General features: G+C 65.2%; 13 protein-coding genes. 4 read left to right on the top strand and 9 right to left on the bottom strand.

The window, feature by feature from the left end; genetic code table 11:
• Positions 1-45 precede the first annotated feature (45 nt).
• The 3 genes from ACY48M_RS02205 to mnmA form a co-directional block, all read right to left on the bottom strand.
• A complete protein-coding gene (locus ACY48M_RS02205; RefSeq protein ID WP_462818607.1) occupies positions 46-1392 on the bottom strand; it encodes an alpha/beta hydrolase in 1347 nt (448 codons plus the stop codon).
• 85 nt (positions 1393-1477) lie between these two features.
• Complete coding sequence (ligA, locus tag ACY48M_RS02200; RefSeq protein WP_462818606.1) at positions 1478-3790, bottom strand: NAD-dependent DNA ligase LigA; 2313 nt, start codon at positions 3788-3790, stop codon at positions 1478-1480.
• Positions 3791-3793: 3 nt separating this feature from the next.
• On the bottom strand, positions 3794-4924 hold the full coding sequence (gene mnmA, locus ACY48M_RS02195) for a tRNA 2-thiouridine(34) synthase MnmA (RefSeq protein WP_462818605.1): 1131 nt from the start codon (positions 4922-4924) through the stop codon (positions 3794-3796).
• A gap of 147 nt (positions 4925-5071) precedes the next feature.
• On the opposite strand from mnmA, the gene ACY48M_RS02190 reads away from it, so the two are divergent.
• Entirely contained in the window at positions 5072-6025 is a 954-nt protein-coding gene (locus ACY48M_RS02190; protein WP_462818604.1) for a manganese catalase family protein, read from the top strand.
• A 25-nt stretch (positions 6026-6050) separates the two neighbouring features.
• On the opposite strand, the gene ACY48M_RS02185 is transcribed toward ACY48M_RS02190, so the two are convergent.
• On the bottom strand, positions 6051-7199 hold the full coding sequence (locus tag ACY48M_RS02185; RefSeq protein ID WP_462818603.1) for a cysteine desulfurase family protein: 1149 nt from the start codon (positions 7197-7199) through the stop codon (positions 6051-6053).
• Positions 7200-7270: 71 nt separating this feature from the next.
• Here ACY48M_RS02185 and glgX point away from each other — a divergent pair, with 71 nt between their 5' ends.
• On the top strand, positions 7271-9301 hold the full coding sequence (gene glgX / locus ACY48M_RS02180) for a glycogen debranching protein GlgX (protein ID WP_462818602.1): 2031 nt from the start codon (positions 7271-7273) through the stop codon (positions 9299-9301).
• Between the two features lie 193 nt (positions 9302-9494).
• Here glgX and ACY48M_RS02175 read toward each other — a convergent pair whose 3' ends face one another.
• From ACY48M_RS02175 to ACY48M_RS02155, 5 genes are all read right to left on the bottom strand, one after another.
• Complete coding sequence (locus ACY48M_RS02175; RefSeq protein WP_462818601.1) at positions 9495-10097, bottom strand: signal peptidase I; 603 nt, start codon at positions 10095-10097, stop codon at positions 9495-9497.
• Complete coding sequence (locus tag ACY48M_RS02170) at positions 10094-10939, bottom strand: hypothetical protein (RefSeq protein ID WP_462818600.1); 846 nt, start codon at positions 10937-10939, stop codon at positions 10094-10096. The genes ACY48M_RS02175 and ACY48M_RS02170 overlap by 4 nt, the downstream gene beginning before the upstream one ends.
• Positions 10912-12897, bottom strand: a complete 1986-nt coding sequence (locus ACY48M_RS02165) for an RICIN domain-containing protein (RefSeq protein ID WP_462818599.1) — start codon at positions 12895-12897, stop codon at positions 10912-10914. Before ACY48M_RS02165 ends, ACY48M_RS02170 begins: the two co-directional genes overlap by 28 nt.
• Positions 12897-13442: a hypothetical protein gene (locus ACY48M_RS02160; RefSeq protein ID WP_462818598.1), complete on the bottom strand. Its 546-nt coding sequence runs from the start codon at positions 13440-13442 to the stop codon at positions 12897-12899. The genes ACY48M_RS02165 and ACY48M_RS02160 overlap by 1 nt, the downstream gene beginning before the upstream one ends.
• 90 nt (positions 13443-13532) lie before the next feature.
• Complete coding sequence (locus ACY48M_RS02155; RefSeq protein WP_462818597.1) at positions 13533-14042, bottom strand: alternate-type signal peptide domain-containing protein; 510 nt, start codon at positions 14040-14042, stop codon at positions 13533-13535.
• Positions 14043-14433: 391 nt separating this feature from the next.
• Between ACY48M_RS02155 and ACY48M_RS02150 the strand changes: the two genes are divergently transcribed.
• Together ACY48M_RS02150 and glgB are read left to right on the top strand one after the other, a co-directional pair.
• Complete coding sequence (locus tag ACY48M_RS02150; RefSeq protein ID WP_462818596.1) at positions 14434-16527, top strand: alpha-1,4-glucan--maltose-1-phosphate maltosyltransferase; 2094 nt, start codon at positions 14434-14436, stop codon at positions 16525-16527.
• Complete coding sequence (gene glgB / locus ACY48M_RS02145) at positions 16524-18680, top strand: 1,4-alpha-glucan branching protein GlgB (protein ID WP_462818595.1); 2157 nt, start codon at positions 16524-16526, stop codon at positions 18678-18680. The genes ACY48M_RS02150 and glgB overlap by 4 nt, the downstream gene beginning before the upstream one ends.
• Positions 18681-18683 lie beyond the last annotated feature (3 nt).

The following is an 18683-nucleotide window of genomic DNA, read 5'->3' as shown; positions in this document are numbered from 1 at the left end:
GCCAGGTGAACGGCGTCGTGCCGTACACACGGCGATCAGCCAATTCTACCGGCCGTCGGCGAGCAGGTGCCGCCCGTCACTCCTCGAGACCAGCTCACCGAGACCGAGGCCGATGAGCGCGAAATTGCGCATCGAATCGGAGTTCCGTTCGAAGTAGCCGAGGTGCCCGGTCGACGCGGTGAGCTCCCCGCCGGTCACACTGTCGTGCCCGCCAGCAACCCCCATGATCACGGCACCGAAACTCTCACCGCCGGGGTCGGCGCCGTGGATGCCGCTGTCGACCACCGGATCCCACGATGCCTCGGCGACGAACACGGCGTCGCTGCTCAGCCCGAGCTCCTCGACGTTGTCCCCGCTCACACCGGGCGACCCGGCGATCGCGAGCGCGTCGATGTCGAGGCCGCCGCGCGTCAGGGCAATGGATGCGGCGGTCGAACCGTAGGAGTGGGTAATGAGCGCGATGTGCGGCTGATCGTCGCCGCGCGCCGAGTGCAGCCCTGCCACCGTCGTCTCGAGCTGCGCCGCGCCCTCTTCTGCCTGGTCAAGCGCGCCGACCGTGAACAGGTTCGGGGTCTCGTACCCCATCCACGCAACCGTCGCCACGCTCTCGGAGTCGTCACCCGTGAGGCCGTCCGAGACCAGCGCGGTCTTGTCGCGGTGGATGTCGAGTGCGATTTCGGTCCAGTCAACAATTTGCCCCTGCACGGTGAAGAACATGCCGGGCACGAGGTAGCTCACATAGTCGGCCGTGTCGAGGTCGCCAAGCGCGACGACCGCCTTGCCCGGCCACGTGTCATCGACGGCGATGAGTGATCGGGACTCGCCCTCCCCTGACTCGACGAGTGCGAGGCTTACTTCGGTGAGCATTGCAAGCTGGGTCGTGGCGGCCTCACGCGCTGTGCGACCCGTCGTGCTCTCGAGTTCTGCTTCGAGTGCATCGATCAGGTTCGCCAGATACTCGCGATTCGCCTCATCGCGCACCGCGAACGGAAGACCGTCAAGGTTTCCGATCAAGTTTGGAATCGCTGCAACCATGACCTCGCGCTGTTCGGGGTCGACACCCTCCCACCAGGAGGTCACGACGGCGGCTGGGGGCTGGTCAGCGAGGAGGTCGTCGATCACATCGGGGTGTGCTGCAGCGAAGCGTGCGAGTGTGGCGGCGTCGGCGCTGCCGAGTTCTTGCAGCAGGTCGAGCCCCGTGAACGCTGCGAGCTCGTCCGAGGTCGCACCTGGGGTATGGGACAGGGTCGGGAGTGTGTTGGTGGCAATGTCAGCCGTGATGAGATCGGTTTCGTCTCCGTCGGATGGCGCGCCAATGCTCGCGGCGAGTGTGGCGAACAATCCGACGAGGAGTGCCGACGCCGCGACCAGTGCCACGAGTCGAGGCAGCACGGAGACCTTTCCGACCGTTGATCGAGCAATTCGTGTCTGAGTCTATGTCGCGACTCGGCCGGCACGGCAGTATCTGGGCAGTGTCTCAGGTCTTGTCGGGCGACGAGTCGTCCAACGCCCCGGGGCCTTCGCGCACGAGGACGGCAAACTGGGCCGCGTCGAGGATGCGAAGGCCAAGCTCTTCGGCCTTCGCAAGTTTCGACCCCGCGCCCGGCCCTGCCGCAACAAAATCGGTCTTCTTGGAGACACTCGATGCCGCTTTGCCGCCCGCCGCGATGATCGCCTCCTGCGCACCCTCGCGCGTGAACCCCTCGAGACTGCCGGTGGCGACGACGGTGAGCCCCGCGAGTGGGCCGCCCGCAGCAGCGGCAGCACCGGGGCCAGGATGGTCTGGCGTGGTGAACTGCACGCCGGCCGCCGCCCATCGCTCGACGATGTCCACGTGCCAGTCGATCGTGAACCATTCGATGAGCGAGTCGATGATGATGTCGCCGACCCCATCGACGGCAGCGAGATCGTCGCGCGACGCATCGCGGATTGCCTGCAGCGACCCGAAATACTCGGCGAGTGCACGAGCGGCGACCGGCCCGACGTGGCGAATGTTGAGACTCACGAGAATGCGCCATAGCGGCTTCTCTTTTGCGAGCTGCAGGTTCTCGATCAGCTCCAGCGCCGCCTTCGACGGCACATTCTCGGCGTCACCAGCGAACGCGGGCACTTGGGAGTCGGATGCCGCAGAGTCGGATGCCGCGGGGTCGAAAACCGGATCGGCATCGCGCCCCGTGAGCCGCCGTCGCCGCTGGAACGGCGTCACAACCTTCGCCTCGCCCTGATCGTCGAGTTTGATCATCCCCGTCTCGGCGTCGCGCACCTGCACGCGGATGGGGAAGAGTTTTTCGACCGTGAGCTCGAACAATTCGGCTTCGGTCTCGAGCGGCGGACGCTCGGGATAGAGCGGCTGGGTGATCGCAGCAGCACTCACCTCGCCGAGCCCCTCAATATCGAGGGCCCCACGACTGCCGATGTGTTCGACGCGGCCCCGCACCTGGGCAGGACATGCCCGAGCGTTGGGGCACCGGAGGTCGATGTCACCCTCCTTTGCCGGCTTCAGTGGCGTGCCACACTCGGGGCAGTCGCTCGGCATCACGAACTCGCGTTCGCTCCCGTCGCGCAGCTCGACGACGGGCCCAAGCACCTCGGGAATGACATCGCCGGCCTTGCGGAGCACAACCGTGTCGCCGATGAGCACCCCCTTGAGCTTCACGACATCTTGATTGTGCAGCGTCGCCTGCCGCACCTCGCTGCCAGCCACCCGCACCTTCTCCATCACGGCAAAGGGAGTGGCACGACCAGTGCGGCCGACGCTCACGACGATGTCGAGAAGCTTCGTATTCACCTGCTCTGGCGGGTACTTGTAGGCGATCGCCCAGCGCGGTGCGCGGCTGGTTGCCCCCAACTCATCGTGGAGTGCGAGCTCATCAACCTTGATCACGATGCCGTCGATCTCATGCTCGACACTGCCGCGGTGCTCCCCGTAGTGCTCGATGAACTGCTCGACCTCGGCAGCGTCGGCGATGACCTTGTAGTGCATGCTGGTGGGGAGTCCCCAGCCTGCGAGCAACTCGTACACCTCAGACTGCGCAGCCACCGGCGGGTCTGGCCAGGCGCCGATGCCGTGGACGAGCATCCGGAGTGTCGAGAGTCGCCGATGCATCTGCGCGAGCTTCTCGGCGGACTTGCCCTCGGCCTTCTGCCGGAGCGAACCCGCCGCAGCGTTGCGGGGATTTGCGAAGACCCGCTCGCCCGCCTCGGCTTGTTCTGCATTGAGCACCTTGAACGCTTCGACGGGAATGAACACCTCGCCGCGCACCTCGACGAGCGGCGGATGCCCCGTGCCGGCGAGCCGCTGCGGAATCGACTTCACCAGCCTCACGTTCTCGGTGACATCCTCGCCAGTGCGCCCGTCTCCTCGGGTCGCCGCCGTCGTAAGCACGCCGTGCTCATAGCGGAGGTTGATCGCGAGACCATCGATCTTGAGCTCACAGAGATAGTCGATGCGACGATGAGCGTCGCGCTCGACCCTCGCCGCCCACGCCGCGAACTCTTCGAGCGAGAAGACGTTGTCGAGGCTCAGCATGCGCTCGGCATGCTCGACCGGGTCGAACAGTGTTTGGGCGCGGCCCCCGACCGTCTGCGTTGGGCTGTCTTGCCCCTGCAATTCGGGAAAGAGCCGCTCGAGCTCTTCGAGCTGGCGCAGCATCGCGTCGTACTCCGCATCGGCGACGAGCACGGTGTCGCGCTCGTAATAGGCGTCACGCAGTTCGAGGATGCGCGCGGTGAGCGAATCAGCCTCGGCCTTTGCCGCCTCGAGCGCTGGAGGGGTTACGGACTCTGCCACGCGTCAAGTGTACGTATGGCCGCCGACACCGGACTCGACGGGGACTGCACTCACGGTGCGGTCAATCGTGCACTGTCCCAGCACCCGGGTGCCGACATAAATGACCGCCGTCTGTCCGGTCGAGACACCGTTGAGGGGTTCCTCCGGCCGGATGACGAGTTCACCCGCCGAGACCCACGCGACAGCAGGCATCGGGTCGGAGTGCGCTCGAACCTGCACGTGGCAGGTGAACGGCGTCGCGGGATCAGCGGGTGCGACGCCGGCCCAACTGAACCGCGAGCCGGCGATCTCGACCAGGTCGAGTGCTTCACGGGGCCCGACGACGACAGTGTTGTCTTTTGGCCGGATATCGAGCACGTACCGCGGACGCCCATCGACGCTCGGCACGCCGAGGTTCAATCCCTTGCGCTGGCCGATCGTGAACGCGGCAGCACCCTCATGGCGGCCGACACGGTTGCCCTCGCGATCGAGAATGATGCCCTGCTCTGCGCCGAGACGGTCGGCGAGCCATCCGCGGGTGTCGCCATCGGGGATGAAGCAGATGTCATGACTGTCCGGCTTGCTCGCGACACTGAACCCGCGCTCTGCGGCCTCGGCGCGCACCTCCGCCTTCGACGGGGTGTCGGCGAGAGGAAAGAGACAGCGGTCGAGCTGTTCGGCGGTGAGCACGCCGAGCACATACGACTGGTCTTTTGCCCAGTCGGCCGCACGGTGCAGCTCGCGGTTGCCATCGGCATCCGTGCGGATGCTCGCATAGTGACCGGTGACGACGGCGTCGAAACCGAGATCTATCGCCTTCTCGAGCAGGGCCGCGAACTTGATCTTCTCGTTGCACCGCATGCACGGGTTTGGTGTGCGGCCGGCCTCGTACTCGGCAATGAAATCGTCGACGACATCCGCCTTGAACCGCTCCGAGAAGTCCCAGACGTAATAGGGGATGCCCATGATGTTGGCCGCGCGCTGCGCGTCCATCGAATCCTCGATCGTGCAGCAACCGCGGCTGCCGGTGCGGAGGGTGCCCGGCATGCGGCTCAGCGCAAGATGCACCCCGACAACCTCATGCCCGGCATCGACGGCGCGCGCAGCGGCAACAGCGGAGTCAACCCCGCCGCTCATCGCTGCCAAAACCTTCACCAAAACAGTGTACGCGCGGCCTGCTGGGCGGCGGAGAGGAGTGTGGAGCGTGAGGCTCCGAGTTTGCTGGCATTCGAGGCAAATCCCGAGAGTTCCAAGCCGTGCGGACTTACCGTCGCAGCACCATTCGAGCCAAAGGAGTCGACAATGTTCTTTCACGTTCAGAACCTCATCAACGAGATCGTGCCAGACGAGCCGGACCCGGCTGCCGCGAAGGCCCTGCAGGAGGGGCTCGGCGGGCAGTTCGGTGAGATGCGGACCATGATGCAGTACCTCTTCCAGGCCATGAACTTCAGGGGTCCAGACGGCAAGCCATATCGCGACCTTCTGCAGGGCATCGGCACGGAGGAGATCGGGCATGTCGAACTCATCGGCACCACCATCTCGCGGCTGCTCGACGGCTCGCCCAGGTACAACGGCAAGAAGACCGACCCCGTCGATGCGCCGGGAGCCGGCGGCGCGATTCCGCTCAACATCGCGCTGAGCGAGGGCAACATCCACCACTTCCTCGTCGGAGCCCAGGGCGCCCTCCCGGTCGATGCCGCCGGCAATCCGTGGAACGGCAGCTGGGTCTACAACTCGGGCAACCTCGTGCTCGACCTGCTGTACAACCTCATGCTCGAATCCACCGGTCGGCTACAGAAGTGCCGCATCTACGAGATGACCGACAACAAGACCGCCCGGTCGACCGTCGCGTACCTCATCGTGCGCGACCAGGCACACGAGAACGCGTATGCGAAAGCCCTCGAGACCCTCGGCGTCAACTGGTCGGCATCGCTGCCGATCCCCAAGACGAACGCCGAATCGTTCCCCGAGGTGAAGAAGCTGCTCGACCTGGGGCTCCAGAGCAAGCAGTACACCTTCGATCTCGCGGGCCAGTCGGAGGCGGGCAAGATCTTCCAGGGCGCCTCACCCTCTGGCGACGGCACCCAACTCGTGATGGACGAGCAGGCGCCTGAGGGCGTGCCATCAGTCATCGCACCGGAGCGATTTGAAGAGTTCTCCCCTGGGCTCGACGCCGACCTGCTCGCACTCGTGCAGGCGACCGCAGAGATGGAACTCGCCGAGATCACCTCGTTCTACGGCCCCACAAAATCGTGAGCTGGGCGTCGTCGAGCTGGGCCCCCTAGACCGGCCGGGCGCTTGATCCGGCCCGCCTGGCCCGCTCCACCGCGCCCGGAAGCGCGGCCAGCACGGCATCGACATCCGCTTCGGTCGAACCGTGGCCGAGCGTGAATCGGAGTGCACTCCGAGCATCCGCTTCATCGAGCCCCATCGCAAGGAGGACATGCGAAGGCTCCGGAATCCCCGCCTGACACGCTGACCCCGTGCTCGCCGAGATGCCGGCGAAATCGAGCATCAGCAGCAGCGAATCGCCCTGACACCCGGCGAACGTGAAGTGTGCGTTGCTCGGGAGCCGGTCGACGCGGTCGCCGCGGAGCACAGCACCCTCGATCGCGAGCACGCCATCGATAAGCCACTCGCGCAACGCGAGGAGCGAGGCAGACGGATGTTGCGCCGCAACCCCGAACCCGATGGCGGCCGGCACATCCTGCGTGCCCGAGCGCACGTTGCGCTGCTGCCCTCCCCCGTGGAGCAGCGGTTCGACGGTTGCGGAACGGGCGAGCGCGAGGGCGCCGATGCCGAGCGGCCCGCCGATCTTGTGGGCGGAGACGCTGATGGCGGCAGCGCCCGAGGCTCGCAGCGACACCGGGACATGGCCATACGCCGCCACAGCATCGATGTGGACGGGCACCCCGTGCTCGGCGGCGAGCGCGACGAGGCGCTCGACAGGCTGGATGGTGCCGACCTCGTTGTTCGCCCACAAGAAGGTGAGCAGGGCGATGTCGTCGTGGGCGGCGAGCGCCGCCGCGACCGCGTCGACCTCGATGCGCCCGCCGCCGTCGAGCGGGAGCCACTCGATGACCGCGCCCTCATGGGCCGCGAGCCACTCGACCGTGTCGATCGTGGCGTGATGCTCGCCACGTGGAACGAGGATGCGCGGCCGCGTGGTGCCGTGGTTGCGCGCCCAAAAGAGTCCCTTGACGCCGAGGTTGACCGCCTCGGTGCCGCCCGACGTGAACACGATCTCGATGGGGTCGCAGTCGAGCGACGCGGCGACGTGCTCGCGCGCTTCTTCGAGCATCCGCCTGGCGTTTTGGCCGTGGGCATGGATTGACGACGGATTGCCGACGAGGTCGAGTGCGCTGACCACGGCCTCGCGCACGCTCGGCAGCATGGGGGTCGTGGCCGCATGGTCGAAATAGACCGGCATTGTGTCCTCGTAACCGCTATTGGGGTGGCGGGCGTAACAAGCCCGACTTGCGCTGTCATTACTCTAGGACGATGGCCTCAGTCGATCCCCTGCGTGACCTCGGTGTCAGGGTGACCGCCGACGGCGGTGAACTGCGGGTGTGGTCGGCGAACGCGAGCGCCATGGAGGCGTGCATCTTCGACCGAGATGACGCCGATCGGGTCGTTGCAATCGCACCCATGAAGCGTGATGCGCACGATGTGTGGAGCGTGCGACACGCCCTCCTCGAACGCGGCGCGCGCTATTCGATCCGCGCACGAGGCGACGGCGCGAGGTTCGACGCCCGACGCGACCTGCTCGACCCCTACGCCCGCGGGCTCGTGCGCAGCCCGACTGGCCAGTGGCGCTCCTATGTGCAAGACGACGACTTCGACTGGGGCGGTGTTGAGAAACCGGCAGTGCCACTTGACCACACCGTCATCTATGAGGCGCACGCGAAGGGCATCTCCAAGCTCAACCCGCATGTGCCGGAGGAGTTCCGCGGCACATATGCGGGCCTCGCGAATGAGGTGGCGATTGCCCAGCTGAAAGAACTCGGTGTCACCACGATCCAGCTGCTCCCCGTGCACCAGTCGGTGAGCGAAGAACGCCTCACCAAGCTTGGCTTCAGCAACTACTGGGGCTACAACACCCTGAACTTCTTCACCCCGCACACGGAGTACGCCTCGGCCGCCGCGCAGGCCGGGGGCACCGCCGCCGTGCTGCGCGAATTCAAAGGCATGGTGAAGCACCTACACGAGGCGGGGCTCGAGGTCATTCTCGATGTCGTCTACAACCACACCTCGGAGGAGGGCCCCGGCGGGCCCACCTCAAGTTTTCGCGGCATCGACGACGCCTCGTACTACCGCCAGGAGGCGAACGGCAACTACATCGATGTCACCGGGTGCGGCAACTCGATCAACACCTCGGTGCCGGCGGTGCAACGTCTGATTCTCGATTCGCTGCGCTACTGGGCGAACGAGGTGCAGGTCGATGGCTTCCGCTTCGATCTTGCGGCAACGCTGGGGCGCGATGCCGGCCACGAGTTTGACCCCGAGCATCCGCTGCTCACGGCGATCATCGAAGACCCGCAGCTGCAGGGCGTCAAGATGATCGCCGAGCCGTGGGATGTCGGTGCTGGTGGGTGGCAGACGGGGCAGTTTCCGGCGGGGTGGGTCGAATGGAACGACGGCTACCGTGACCGGATGCGCGACTTCTGGTTGAGCGACATCGCCGCCGAGCGCCACCACGGCGTCGCAAGCCAAGGCATCGGCAGCATGACACGCCGCTTTGCCGGTTCGGCCCACGTCTTCAGCCACGACCGCGGGCCACTTGCCAGCGTCAACTTCATCACGGCACACGACGGCTTCACGATGGCCGACCTCACGGCCTACAACCACAAACACAATCTCGGCAACGGCGAATTCAATCGCGACGGCACCGACAACAATCACTCGTTCAATCACGGCTTCGAGGGGCCGAGCGACGATCTCGCCATCACGACGGCGCGACGCAAGGCCATGCGCAACCTGCTCGGCACCCTCCTGCTTTCGGCCGGAGTGCCCATGATCACCGCTGGCGACGAATTCGGGCGATCGCAACGCGGCAACAACAACGCCTACTGCCATGATGACGAGCTGAGTTGGTTGCCGTGGGAGCACGAAGACTGGCAGCGCGATCTCTTCGAGATCTCGAAGCGGCTGCTGCGGTTGCGCCGCGAGAATCCCGCCCTGCGGCCAGTCCATTTCGGCCGCTTCGGCGAGACGACACCGTCGGCCAGCCAAATGGACTGGTACAACGCGGCCGGCGAGAGCATGTCGATCGAGGACTGGGACTCCCCAGCGCAGCGTGTGTCACAGTACCTCGCAGCATCGACGCCCGAGCACGAGGAGTTCAACCGCATCCTGCTCGTGGTGCAGGGGCGCGAAGCGGATGAGCTTGTGACGCTGCCGTCGCATCCGGGAGTCGAAAGTTACACGCTCCTGTGGAACTCGGCCCTCGACATCACTGAACCCGATGTGCACCGGCCGGGGGACGTCATCCGCATGGGGCCAACCTCAATGCAACTCTTCGTCGCCGGCTGAACGCACTCTGCCGGTTGAGGAGGCGCGCCAGCGCCCCGCCCGCCGGTTGAGTAGGCGCGCCAGCGCCGTATCGAAACCGTGGGCCGCGCGGTTCACAACCAGGTATCGGTGGTGGCAGCAGACGCTCGAGATCGCCCCCCGGAGACCTCGAACCGTGGGTCTTGTGCCGCCACCACCGACGGGTGTCCGCTGACTAGGCGGACTCGCCACCCGAATGGGATGCATCGGCTTTGCGCTTGCGCGCGGCCCCCGCAATCCCGCTGGCGATCATGTATCCCGCGTACAGGAAGAGTCCGATGGCGATCGCCGGGACTATCCAGCCGCGCGCATCACCATTGACGAGATTATTGAGATACCCGATCCACGGAATCGAATACCAGACTTTGCCCCGCAGCTGGTCCGGGATGACCGCCGCGGAGTCAGGTGCATCGTTGTTGTCGCCCTGCGTCGTCCAGGCGAGGCCGCCGTCGCTTGAGTTAGTGATCGAGATCACGCGATGGGTGACGACTGCGTCTTTGCCCGATTCGATCTGGTACGTGATGGCGTCACCGATTCGAACATCCTGTGGTTCGACCGGCTGGACGATCACGAGTGTGCCGGGAGGGTAGGTCGGTTCCATGGAGCTCGTGAGCACCGTCATGGGCGTCGATCCCGTCGCAGCGGGGACGACGATGACGAGGGCCGCCACGAGCAGTACGAACGCAAGCAGGCCACCGCTGAGCCCAACGCCGAGGTAATAGAAGATGCCGCGGGATGCCTTGTCGTCGGCTGCGCGGCTCGCTCGTCTTTCGCTCATTGCGTGGCCTCCACAGAGTTCATGAATTGTGGGTCCTTCTTGCGCCGTCGCCGTGAAACGATGGCGAACCATGCGGCGCCGAGAAGGAGAGATGCGAAGAGTATCAGCACGAGCCACTCCTCAAGGAGACGCCACGTATTGGGGTCCAACGAGGAGAAGAGGGGTTCGTTGAGCACGGGGAGGTCGACACCGGGTGCCGGGACGAGACCACCCGATGTTCCCGAGGGGTCAGTGATGGTCGTGTTCGGAAAGCTCCCGGTGCCGGTGGGCACAAGCGGGGCGGCGACGGCCGGCACACCGCAATCGCTCGGCGACAGTGTGCCCGGCGTCATATCGGTGAGGCTCACGGTGATCCTTCCCGTGACCGTTGCGCCCTGGCCGAGCGTGCCTTCGAGGTTTCCGAGCGCGACCGTGAGATCGATCTGCGCGCTTGCGCCGACTGCGAGCACCTCGCCCTCGTTGAGCACCCAGCAGGGATCCGCGAGGCTTACCGGGGTTGCCACACCACCGTTCTGGAGTACGGATGCCTGCACGGTGAGTGCATTTGCGAAGTCGAGGTCGGTGTACTGCACGTCTGCGAGCACGACCCGGAGAAAGCCAGGAGCATCGCCCGTGTTGCGGAGGAACAGGCTGGCATTCTGGCCCTCGCCGGGAACCATGAGGGCGATGTCGGTGAAGACTGCTCCGCTGATGCTCTCGGCGTAGTTCACGCCGTCTTCACTGATCTGCAGGTCACCCTCGGCGGCAGCGGACGATAACGCTGGCAGCACGGCGATCACAACTGAGCTGACGAGCACGGCGAGCAGCCGATGCATCACGAGCACCTCGACGTGTAGGTCCACGTGAACCAATTGAAGCTGCGCGTGGTGTCGAACGTCTTGCTGCCGAGATCAATGGCGCCATCCTCACCGAAAAGTATGATCCGCGCTGTCGAAGTGCCCAAGGGCAGCTCACTTGCCGGAACCGTGATCAGGCTGTCGGTCCCCGAGATGGAGACCGTCCGCAAGATCTCTGTTCCGTCGGCGAACTCAATCATGACCTGAGTGCCCGTGGGAGTTCCGGTGGGCCAACGGAGCGTGACGTTGGTCGCCCGAGTGGCGTTGCCCGTCGGGTTACAGGTCGCCGTCACTGGACTCGTCGGAGACACGATGCACCAAAGTCGCTCGGTTGCGTTGTTCCCAGTTCCGCCGGTCTTGAGGATCTCGATGTTCACCGGGGTGCCGCCAGCCGACGACGTAACACGGATGGTGCGTATACCGTCAGCCCAGTTGGATGCAGTGAGCGTGACCGTGCTGGTGCCAGGGTTCGCCGTCACGAGGTTGCTGGTGCCGGTGCCGCCCGAGCCGGCCACGAGTTCGATCCCGTAGGTGAGGCCGGCCGGAACATCGTGTCCCCAGCCGATAACGATCGAGTTCGGTGGGCTCTGGACGCACGTGGCAGTGCTGAGGGTCACCGGATCACAGGCGAAGGCCGGACTCCCGCCGACAGCATACTTATACGCGTCGTCCGTGCCGATCGAGAAGCCCATCCAGGTCGCGCGGATGCTGTTCTGTCCGTTCGCCGTGTAGGAAGCCAACTGCGCCGCGGTGAGGCTCACAGACTGACCTGTCGTCACGGTCGTGATGTCGGTCCAGGCGCCTGCCGTACCGTTCCGAACGGCAAACACGTATGAACCCAGTGCGGCTCCGGTCCATTGGTAGGTCACGGTGCCGGCGTTGCTCGCGCAGCTGAGCGACAGCGCAACATCAACGCCACGAACGGCGAGCGTGAACGCTTGCGCCGGCAGTCCGTTGCAGGCTGACTGGGACACGGTGGTGCCCGAGACGTTCATGCAGAAGCCGGTGCTGTTGTTGACGATCTGGTAGACGGCGGTCGTGCCGCTGCCAGATTTGAGCTGCACCTGCCAGTTCTGGCTGGGTCGAGCGCTGTTGACGTTCTGCACGTTGACCGTGGAGCCGGTGGCATCAAGGCGCACGCCGGCGCCGGTGCGCGGGGTCACCTTCTGGTACCCACCCGAGGCGGCTTCGAACTTAAACTGCTGATTGTTGGAGGACGAGTTGCACGTGGCAGTCGAGAGTGCGTTGTTATTCGCACCGCTCGAGACTGCGCAGGTGTTCGCCCCGTTCACCAACTGGTACCAGACTCGTTCGGTCGGGTTCGCTGCAGGAAAGATGAATGCCGTCTTCTGCTCTGCTGTTCCCGTGGCGCCATCGTTCCACGAACCGATCGACATCGACGCGGTGATACTCGGGTTGATGGTGAGGGTGCCGCCGGTCGATGCGAGCGTGCTGCGCTCGCCACCGTTCATCCGCAGGCAATACGTGTGCGTGGTGCCTGCGACAAAGTCATTTCGGGTGATGACGAAGGGAGCCGCGGCCCACGTGTTCAACGCGACGACATTGGCTGGGGTTGCGGCCGCGGTGCACGGCGCTGCTGTCGACTGAGGCCAGATGGTCACGGTGAGGGCGTTCATGAGCGCCGCTGAACCTGTCGCCGTGATGCTGGCGCTGTAGCTCGCGGGAGTCGTGCTGGTCGTCTGCGTGGCGTTTGTGAGTGAGAACGACCCGGTGACCGAAGTCTGATGGTTGGCGAAGGTCGCCGAGGCGCCGCCGAAATCCGTGGTGAGCTCGAGCTCGGCACCGCTTGCCGACGAGGTCGCCGTCGCCTGAGAGGTCCAGAGAGCGAAAGTGACGCCGGCGGATGAGGCGATGATGAGGGCCATTACCCAGAACAGCGCCGTGGCGTGAATGAGGGAACTGTGCCCTCCTCGACCGAATGCAAGAATGCGTGAAAGCGACATCATCCGACGATCTGGGTCGCGGTAAAGGTGATGGTGAAGCTGGCGGAAGCGCCCTCGCTACCAGTTCCGGCGGCGGGGAGAAGGTGCACCTCGACGCAAGCAGGTGCGGCTTCTCCAGCGGCCCATTCCCCTACCGGCTGAGCAGCAGTGGTCGTGGTAGCGCCACCGAGGGCCGCGCCGGTGCATGCGCCTTCGGCGACGCGAACCTCGTAGTCGGCGTTCGCCATCGTGGTCTGCGCGGTGATCGCAGTCGGAACTGTGCCGTCGCTGTGGAGCGTCACCGTTCGGGTGCGGCGGTCCCCCGGCAGCATGCCGGTGAATTCGCTCGCGCTCAAGGTCACGCTGGATGAGTCATTGACGAGAAGGGTAAGGCTCCCGGAATCGATGGGAGCAGAGTTGAGCGGCGTCTCATCGACCCAGAGTGCATAGGTGCCGGTGAACGCGGCGATACCGGCGAGTGTGACTCCGAGGATGGCACTGCTCGCGGTGAGGAAGTGGCGCGCGAGGGGAACCCTGCGGTGTTCTGTCGTATCGACTGTGTTCATCAGGTTCACCTCCCGGCTCTGGTTTCGTGGTTGCTTCAGGTATGGGACGCTGTGGCGGGCGCGCAAGCCGCACCCGCCACAGCGGGGGCATTACGGTGCGAGCTGCGTGAGCACGACGATGACATCGCCAAGGGCGAGTGTCTCGTCCTGCGCGACGAGGTCGGTGGTCGCCGAGTCGAAGGTAACCTCGACAACGACGCTCGTGATGCTCTGGAGCTCGGTCACGTTGAGGTCGGTGAGGTCGGCGATTTCGGTTGCGCCAGCGAATGCTTTGACATCAAGCTCGACGTTGTCGGCCAGATCGCCAGTGAGTGCGTCAGCGTCGATGGTGAGCTCGGCGCGCAGGTTGTCGCCGGAGGCGTCGATGTCGACGAGCTGGGTAACGTTGACCACATCGCCAGGAACAATGAGCGAGATCGCGTCACCGTTCTGGTCGGTGAGCGTCGCGGCACCAGACTCGGTGATCTCGAGCGTACCCGAGGCAATCGAAGCGCCAGTGAAGTCGACTTCACTGTTCCAGTAGGCGAGGGTGCCCGCGCCGCCGAGGAGGAGGACGACACCGGCAGCACCGGCGATGGAACCCTTGAGGAGCTTGTTCATGATTGTTCCTTTCGCGACATCGCGAAGGATGCCGGGTGGTGAGCCCGACGGCGTGCATCCGCGGCCATCTCCAAGGAGGTGGCATCGCGTGTGCGAGACATTCGGGCTGTCTTGTTGGTGGGTGATTGCCGTGGGGGTCAAGCCGCGGCGGTGTGGTGCGTGATAAGGCTGGGGACGAATTCTCTGGGTGAGTTCTCGTCGGTGTGTTCCCCTTGGGTCCGAGTGTACGAACGCGTCTATACCGGTGCACTCGCATCGTGTCCCCAGTCGTGGGGGTCCCCCCAAATACGGACACGATCCGTCCCCCGGTTCGCGTCGAATGTCCCCCGAATCGGCTGAGGATGCCCGCCCCCTCCTCCCCGAGAGGGGGGCAAGCGAGTACGGTCGAACCGTGGCTACAGCGAACTCAGACCCCCAACATCCGACCGCTCAGCACGCTCCCCCGCCCGTGACAGACGCCGCCCCAAACGCCGAGCTCGATACCGTGCCGAAGACTGGCCGCATCGCCATCCGCGCGCTCTCGCCGCAGCAACCCGAAAACCTGTGGCCAGCCAAGTCGTTCGTCGGCGAAGTGGTCCCCTTCAGCGCCACAGTGTTTATGGAGGGACACGATCTGCTTGCGGTCGATCTGCTCCTCACCGACCCACAGGGCGTGCAGCAGAAGCATCCGATGCGCGCAACCGCGGCCGGGACAGACCGTTGGGCCACCGCCGTCCAGGTGACTGAGCCCGGCCGGTGGTCGTGGCGCGTGCAGGCCTCCGTCGATGAGTGGGCGACCTGGCACCACAACGCCGAGATCAAAGTTCCGGCCGGCATCGACGCTGAGCTCATGGTCGACGAGGGTGCCGCGCTGCTCGGCCGTGCCGCCAGCACCGGCAGCGCGTTGTTCCGCGATGCCGCGAAGGCGCTCGGCAACACCAATCGCACGCCAGAGCAACGCTTTGCCGCGGCATCCGACGCCAAGCTCGCCGCCGAGCTCGAGCGCTCCCCCATCACCTCACGGGCAACCCTGAGCTTGCCGCTCGAGTTACGCGTCGAGCGCACGAGGGCAGCCGTTGGCAGCTGGTACGAGTTCTTTCCGCGATCGGAGGGGGCAAAGCAGAAAAAGGACGGCTCGATCAAGAGCGGCACCTTCCGCACGGCCGCAAAGCGTCTGCCGGATGTCGCGGCGATGGGCTTCGACGTCATCTACCTGCCGCCCATCCACCCCATTGGCACCGCGTTTCGCAAGGGGCCCAACAACACGCTCAACGCAGGGCCAAGCGACCCTGGGTCGCCGTGGGCGATCGGAGCGAAGGAGGGCGGCCATGACGCCGTCCACCCGGATCTCGGCACGATGGCCGACTTCAAGGCCTTCGTCGGCACCGCCACGAAGGCCGGGCTGGAGGTCGCGCTCGACCTCGCGCTGCAGTGCTCGCCCGACCACCCATGGGTGACCGAGCATCCCGAGTGGTTCACGACCCGTGTCGATGGCTCGATTGCTTACGCCGAGAACCCGCCGAAGAAGTACCAGGACATCTATCCGCTGAATTTCGACAACGACCCCGTCGGTCTGCGCGAGGAGGTTCTCCGCATCGTCGAGCACTGGATCGGGCTCGGTGTGCGCATCTTCCGCGTCGACAACCCGCACACCAAACCGCTGTGGTTCTGGGAGTGGCTGTCGCAGATCGTGTATTCGCGGCATCCTGAGGTCGTGTTTTTGGCTGAGGCGTTCACCCGCCCGGCGATGATGCGCTCGCTCGCCCAGGTGGGCTTTCAGCAGTCGTACACCTATTTCACGTGGCGCAACACGAAGGGTGAGCTTGAGGAGTACCTCACGGAGCTCAGCCGTGAGACCGCCGACTACCTGCGGCCAAACTTCTTTGTCAATACGCCGGACATCCTCACGGAGTACCTGCAGTTCGGCGGCCCTGCCGCCTACAAGATCCGGGCTGCGATTGCCGCGACCGGTTCGCCAACGTGGGGTGTCTACGCGGGCTACGAACTGTTCGAGGATGTCGCGCGCCCCGGTTCTGAAGAGAACATCGACAACGAGAAATACGAGTACAAGGTGCGCGACTGGGCCGCCGCCGAGGCGGAGGGTCGCTCGCTCGCACCCTATCTGCGCCAGCTCAATCGCATCCGTTCCGAGCATCCGGCCCTGCGCCAGCTGCGCAACCTCGATGTGCACTGGAGCGACGACGACTCGATCCTCGTCTACACCAAGACGCTCGCGGCGGAGTTCGTGCGCTCAGGCCAGCCAGACGGTGTCATCGTCGTCGCAAATCTCGACCCTCACGCGGTGCGCGAAACCATGGTGCACCTCGATCTGACTCGGCTCGGTCTCGACCCCGGCACCGAGTTCGGGGTGACTGACCTGCTCACGCGCGAGCGCTTCACCTGGGGCGACGACAACTATGTGCGGCTCGATCCGTTTACCGAGCCCGTGCACATCTTGCAGATCGACTACCGCACCACGACACGAAACGGCGGCACCCGCGCATGAGCATCACGAGCCCCGATACCGGCACGATCCTCGCGATCGCCGAGGGGCGCCACCCGCACCCTCACAGTGTGCTCGGCCAGCACGAGGTCGATGGCACGACCGTCGTGAGGGCGCTGCGCCCGCTTGCGAGCCACGTCGTCGCGGTGCGGGATGACGGCACGCGCCTCGATCTCGAGCACCTCGCGGAGGGCGTGTGGCAGGGCACGGTGGCAGGGCCGGCGGGGCCATACACGCTCGAGACGACCTACGACGGCTCCAACACGTGGACTGCCGACGACCCCTACCGCTTCACCCCCTCGATTGGCGAAGTCGACACCTATCTCTTTGCCGAGGGTCGTCACGAAGAGCTCTGGCGGATGCTCGGAGCGAGGTTCCGTCAACACGAGGGTGTTGACGGCACATCGTTGTCGGTGTGGGCACCACACGCCCGCGCGGTGCGGGTGATCGGCGACTTCAACGACTGGAACGGTGTCGGTCACGCCCTGCGACGTCTCGACGACAACGGCGTCTGGGAAATCTTCGTGCCAGGGCTCAGCGACGGCAGCAACTACAAGTTCGACATCCTCACCCGCCACGGCGACTGGGTTCGTCGCGCCGATCCAATGGCGCGCTATACCGAGGTGCCACCCAAGACTGCCTCCGTCATCGGCACGACCGACTACACCTGGGGCGATGGCGACTGGCTTCGCGCGCGCAGCGAGCGGGACCCACACAATGCCCCGATGAGTGTCTACGAGCTGCACCTCGGCTCCTGGCGGCCCGGCCTCGGCTACCGCGACATCGCCGACTCCCTCGTCGAGTACGTGACCGAGCTGGGCTTCACGCACGTGGAGTTCATGCCGCTCGCGGAGCATCCGTATGGTCCGTCGTGGGGGTATCAGGTCACGGGCTACTACGCCCCGACGAGTCGCTTCGGGCATCCAGACGACCTGCGCTATCTCATCGATCGCCTGCATCAGGGTGGCATCGGCGTGCTCATGGACTGGGTGCCGGCGCACTTTCCCAAGGATGAGTGGGCCCTCGCGAACTTCGACGGCCAGCCGCTCTATGAGCACAGCGATCCGCGGCGTGGCGAACAGCCAGACTGGGGTACCCTCGTGTTCAACTTCGGCGACTCGCAGGTGCGCAACTTTCTTGTCGCGAATGCGCTGTACTGGCTCGAAGAGTTCCACATTGATGGGCTGCGGGTCGACGCGGTCGCGAGCATGCTCTACCTCGACTACTCGCGCGACGAGTGGCTGCCAAACGAGTTCGGTGGCCGCGAAAACCTGGAGGCGATCAGCTTTCTTCAGGAGGTCAATGCGACCGCCTACAAGCGCAATCCTGGCGTGATCATCATCGCCGAGGAGTCGACGGCATTCCCCGGCGTCACGCGTCCGACCGCTGGCAATGGTCTCGGGTTTGGCCTCAAATGGAACATGGGCTGGATGCACGACTCGCTGCAGTACATCAAGGTCGATCCGATGTGGCGTTCGCATCACCACCACGACATCACGTTCAGCCTGCAATACGCCTTCAGCGAGAGTTTTATGCTGCCGATCAGCCACGACGAGGTCGTGCACGGCAAGGGCTCGCTGCTCGCGAAGATGCCGGGCGACCAGTGGCAGAAGCTCGCGAACCTTCGCGCCTACCTCGCCTTCATGTGGGGGCATCCCGGCAAGCAGCTGCTCTTCATGGGGCAGGAGTTCGGCCAGCTCTCGGAGTGGAGCGAGCAGCGCGGGCTCGACTGGTGGATTCTCGACCAGCCAGCCCACCAGGGGCTCGCGCGCCTCGTCGGCGAGCTCAACCGCGTCTATCGCCAGGAGCCTTCCCTCTGGGAGCGCGACAACGACCCCCGAGGCTTCGACTGGCTCGTCGGCGATGACACCATCAACAATGTCGTCGGGTTCATCCGCTGGTCGGCTCACGGCGAGCCCATCGTCATCGTCGTGAACTTTTCCGGCGTGCCGGTCGGCCCCTACCGCCTCGGACTGCCGCGCGACGGCGAATGGGTTGAGGTCGTCAACACGGATGCTTCGGAGTTCGGTGGCTCCGGCGTTGGCAACTTCGGCGCGGTTACGGCTGAGGCGACCCCGTGGCACGGGCAGGCGGCGTCGGTCGAGCTCACGTTGCCGCCGCTCGGGGCCCTCTTCTTGAAGCCGCGATCGAACTGAGGC

The sequence above is a fragment of the Homoserinimonas flava genome, assembly GCF_054969005.1.
The sequence above is the reverse complement of the archived record's forward strand: the minus strand, read 5'-3'. Positions and strand labels throughout refer to the sequence as shown.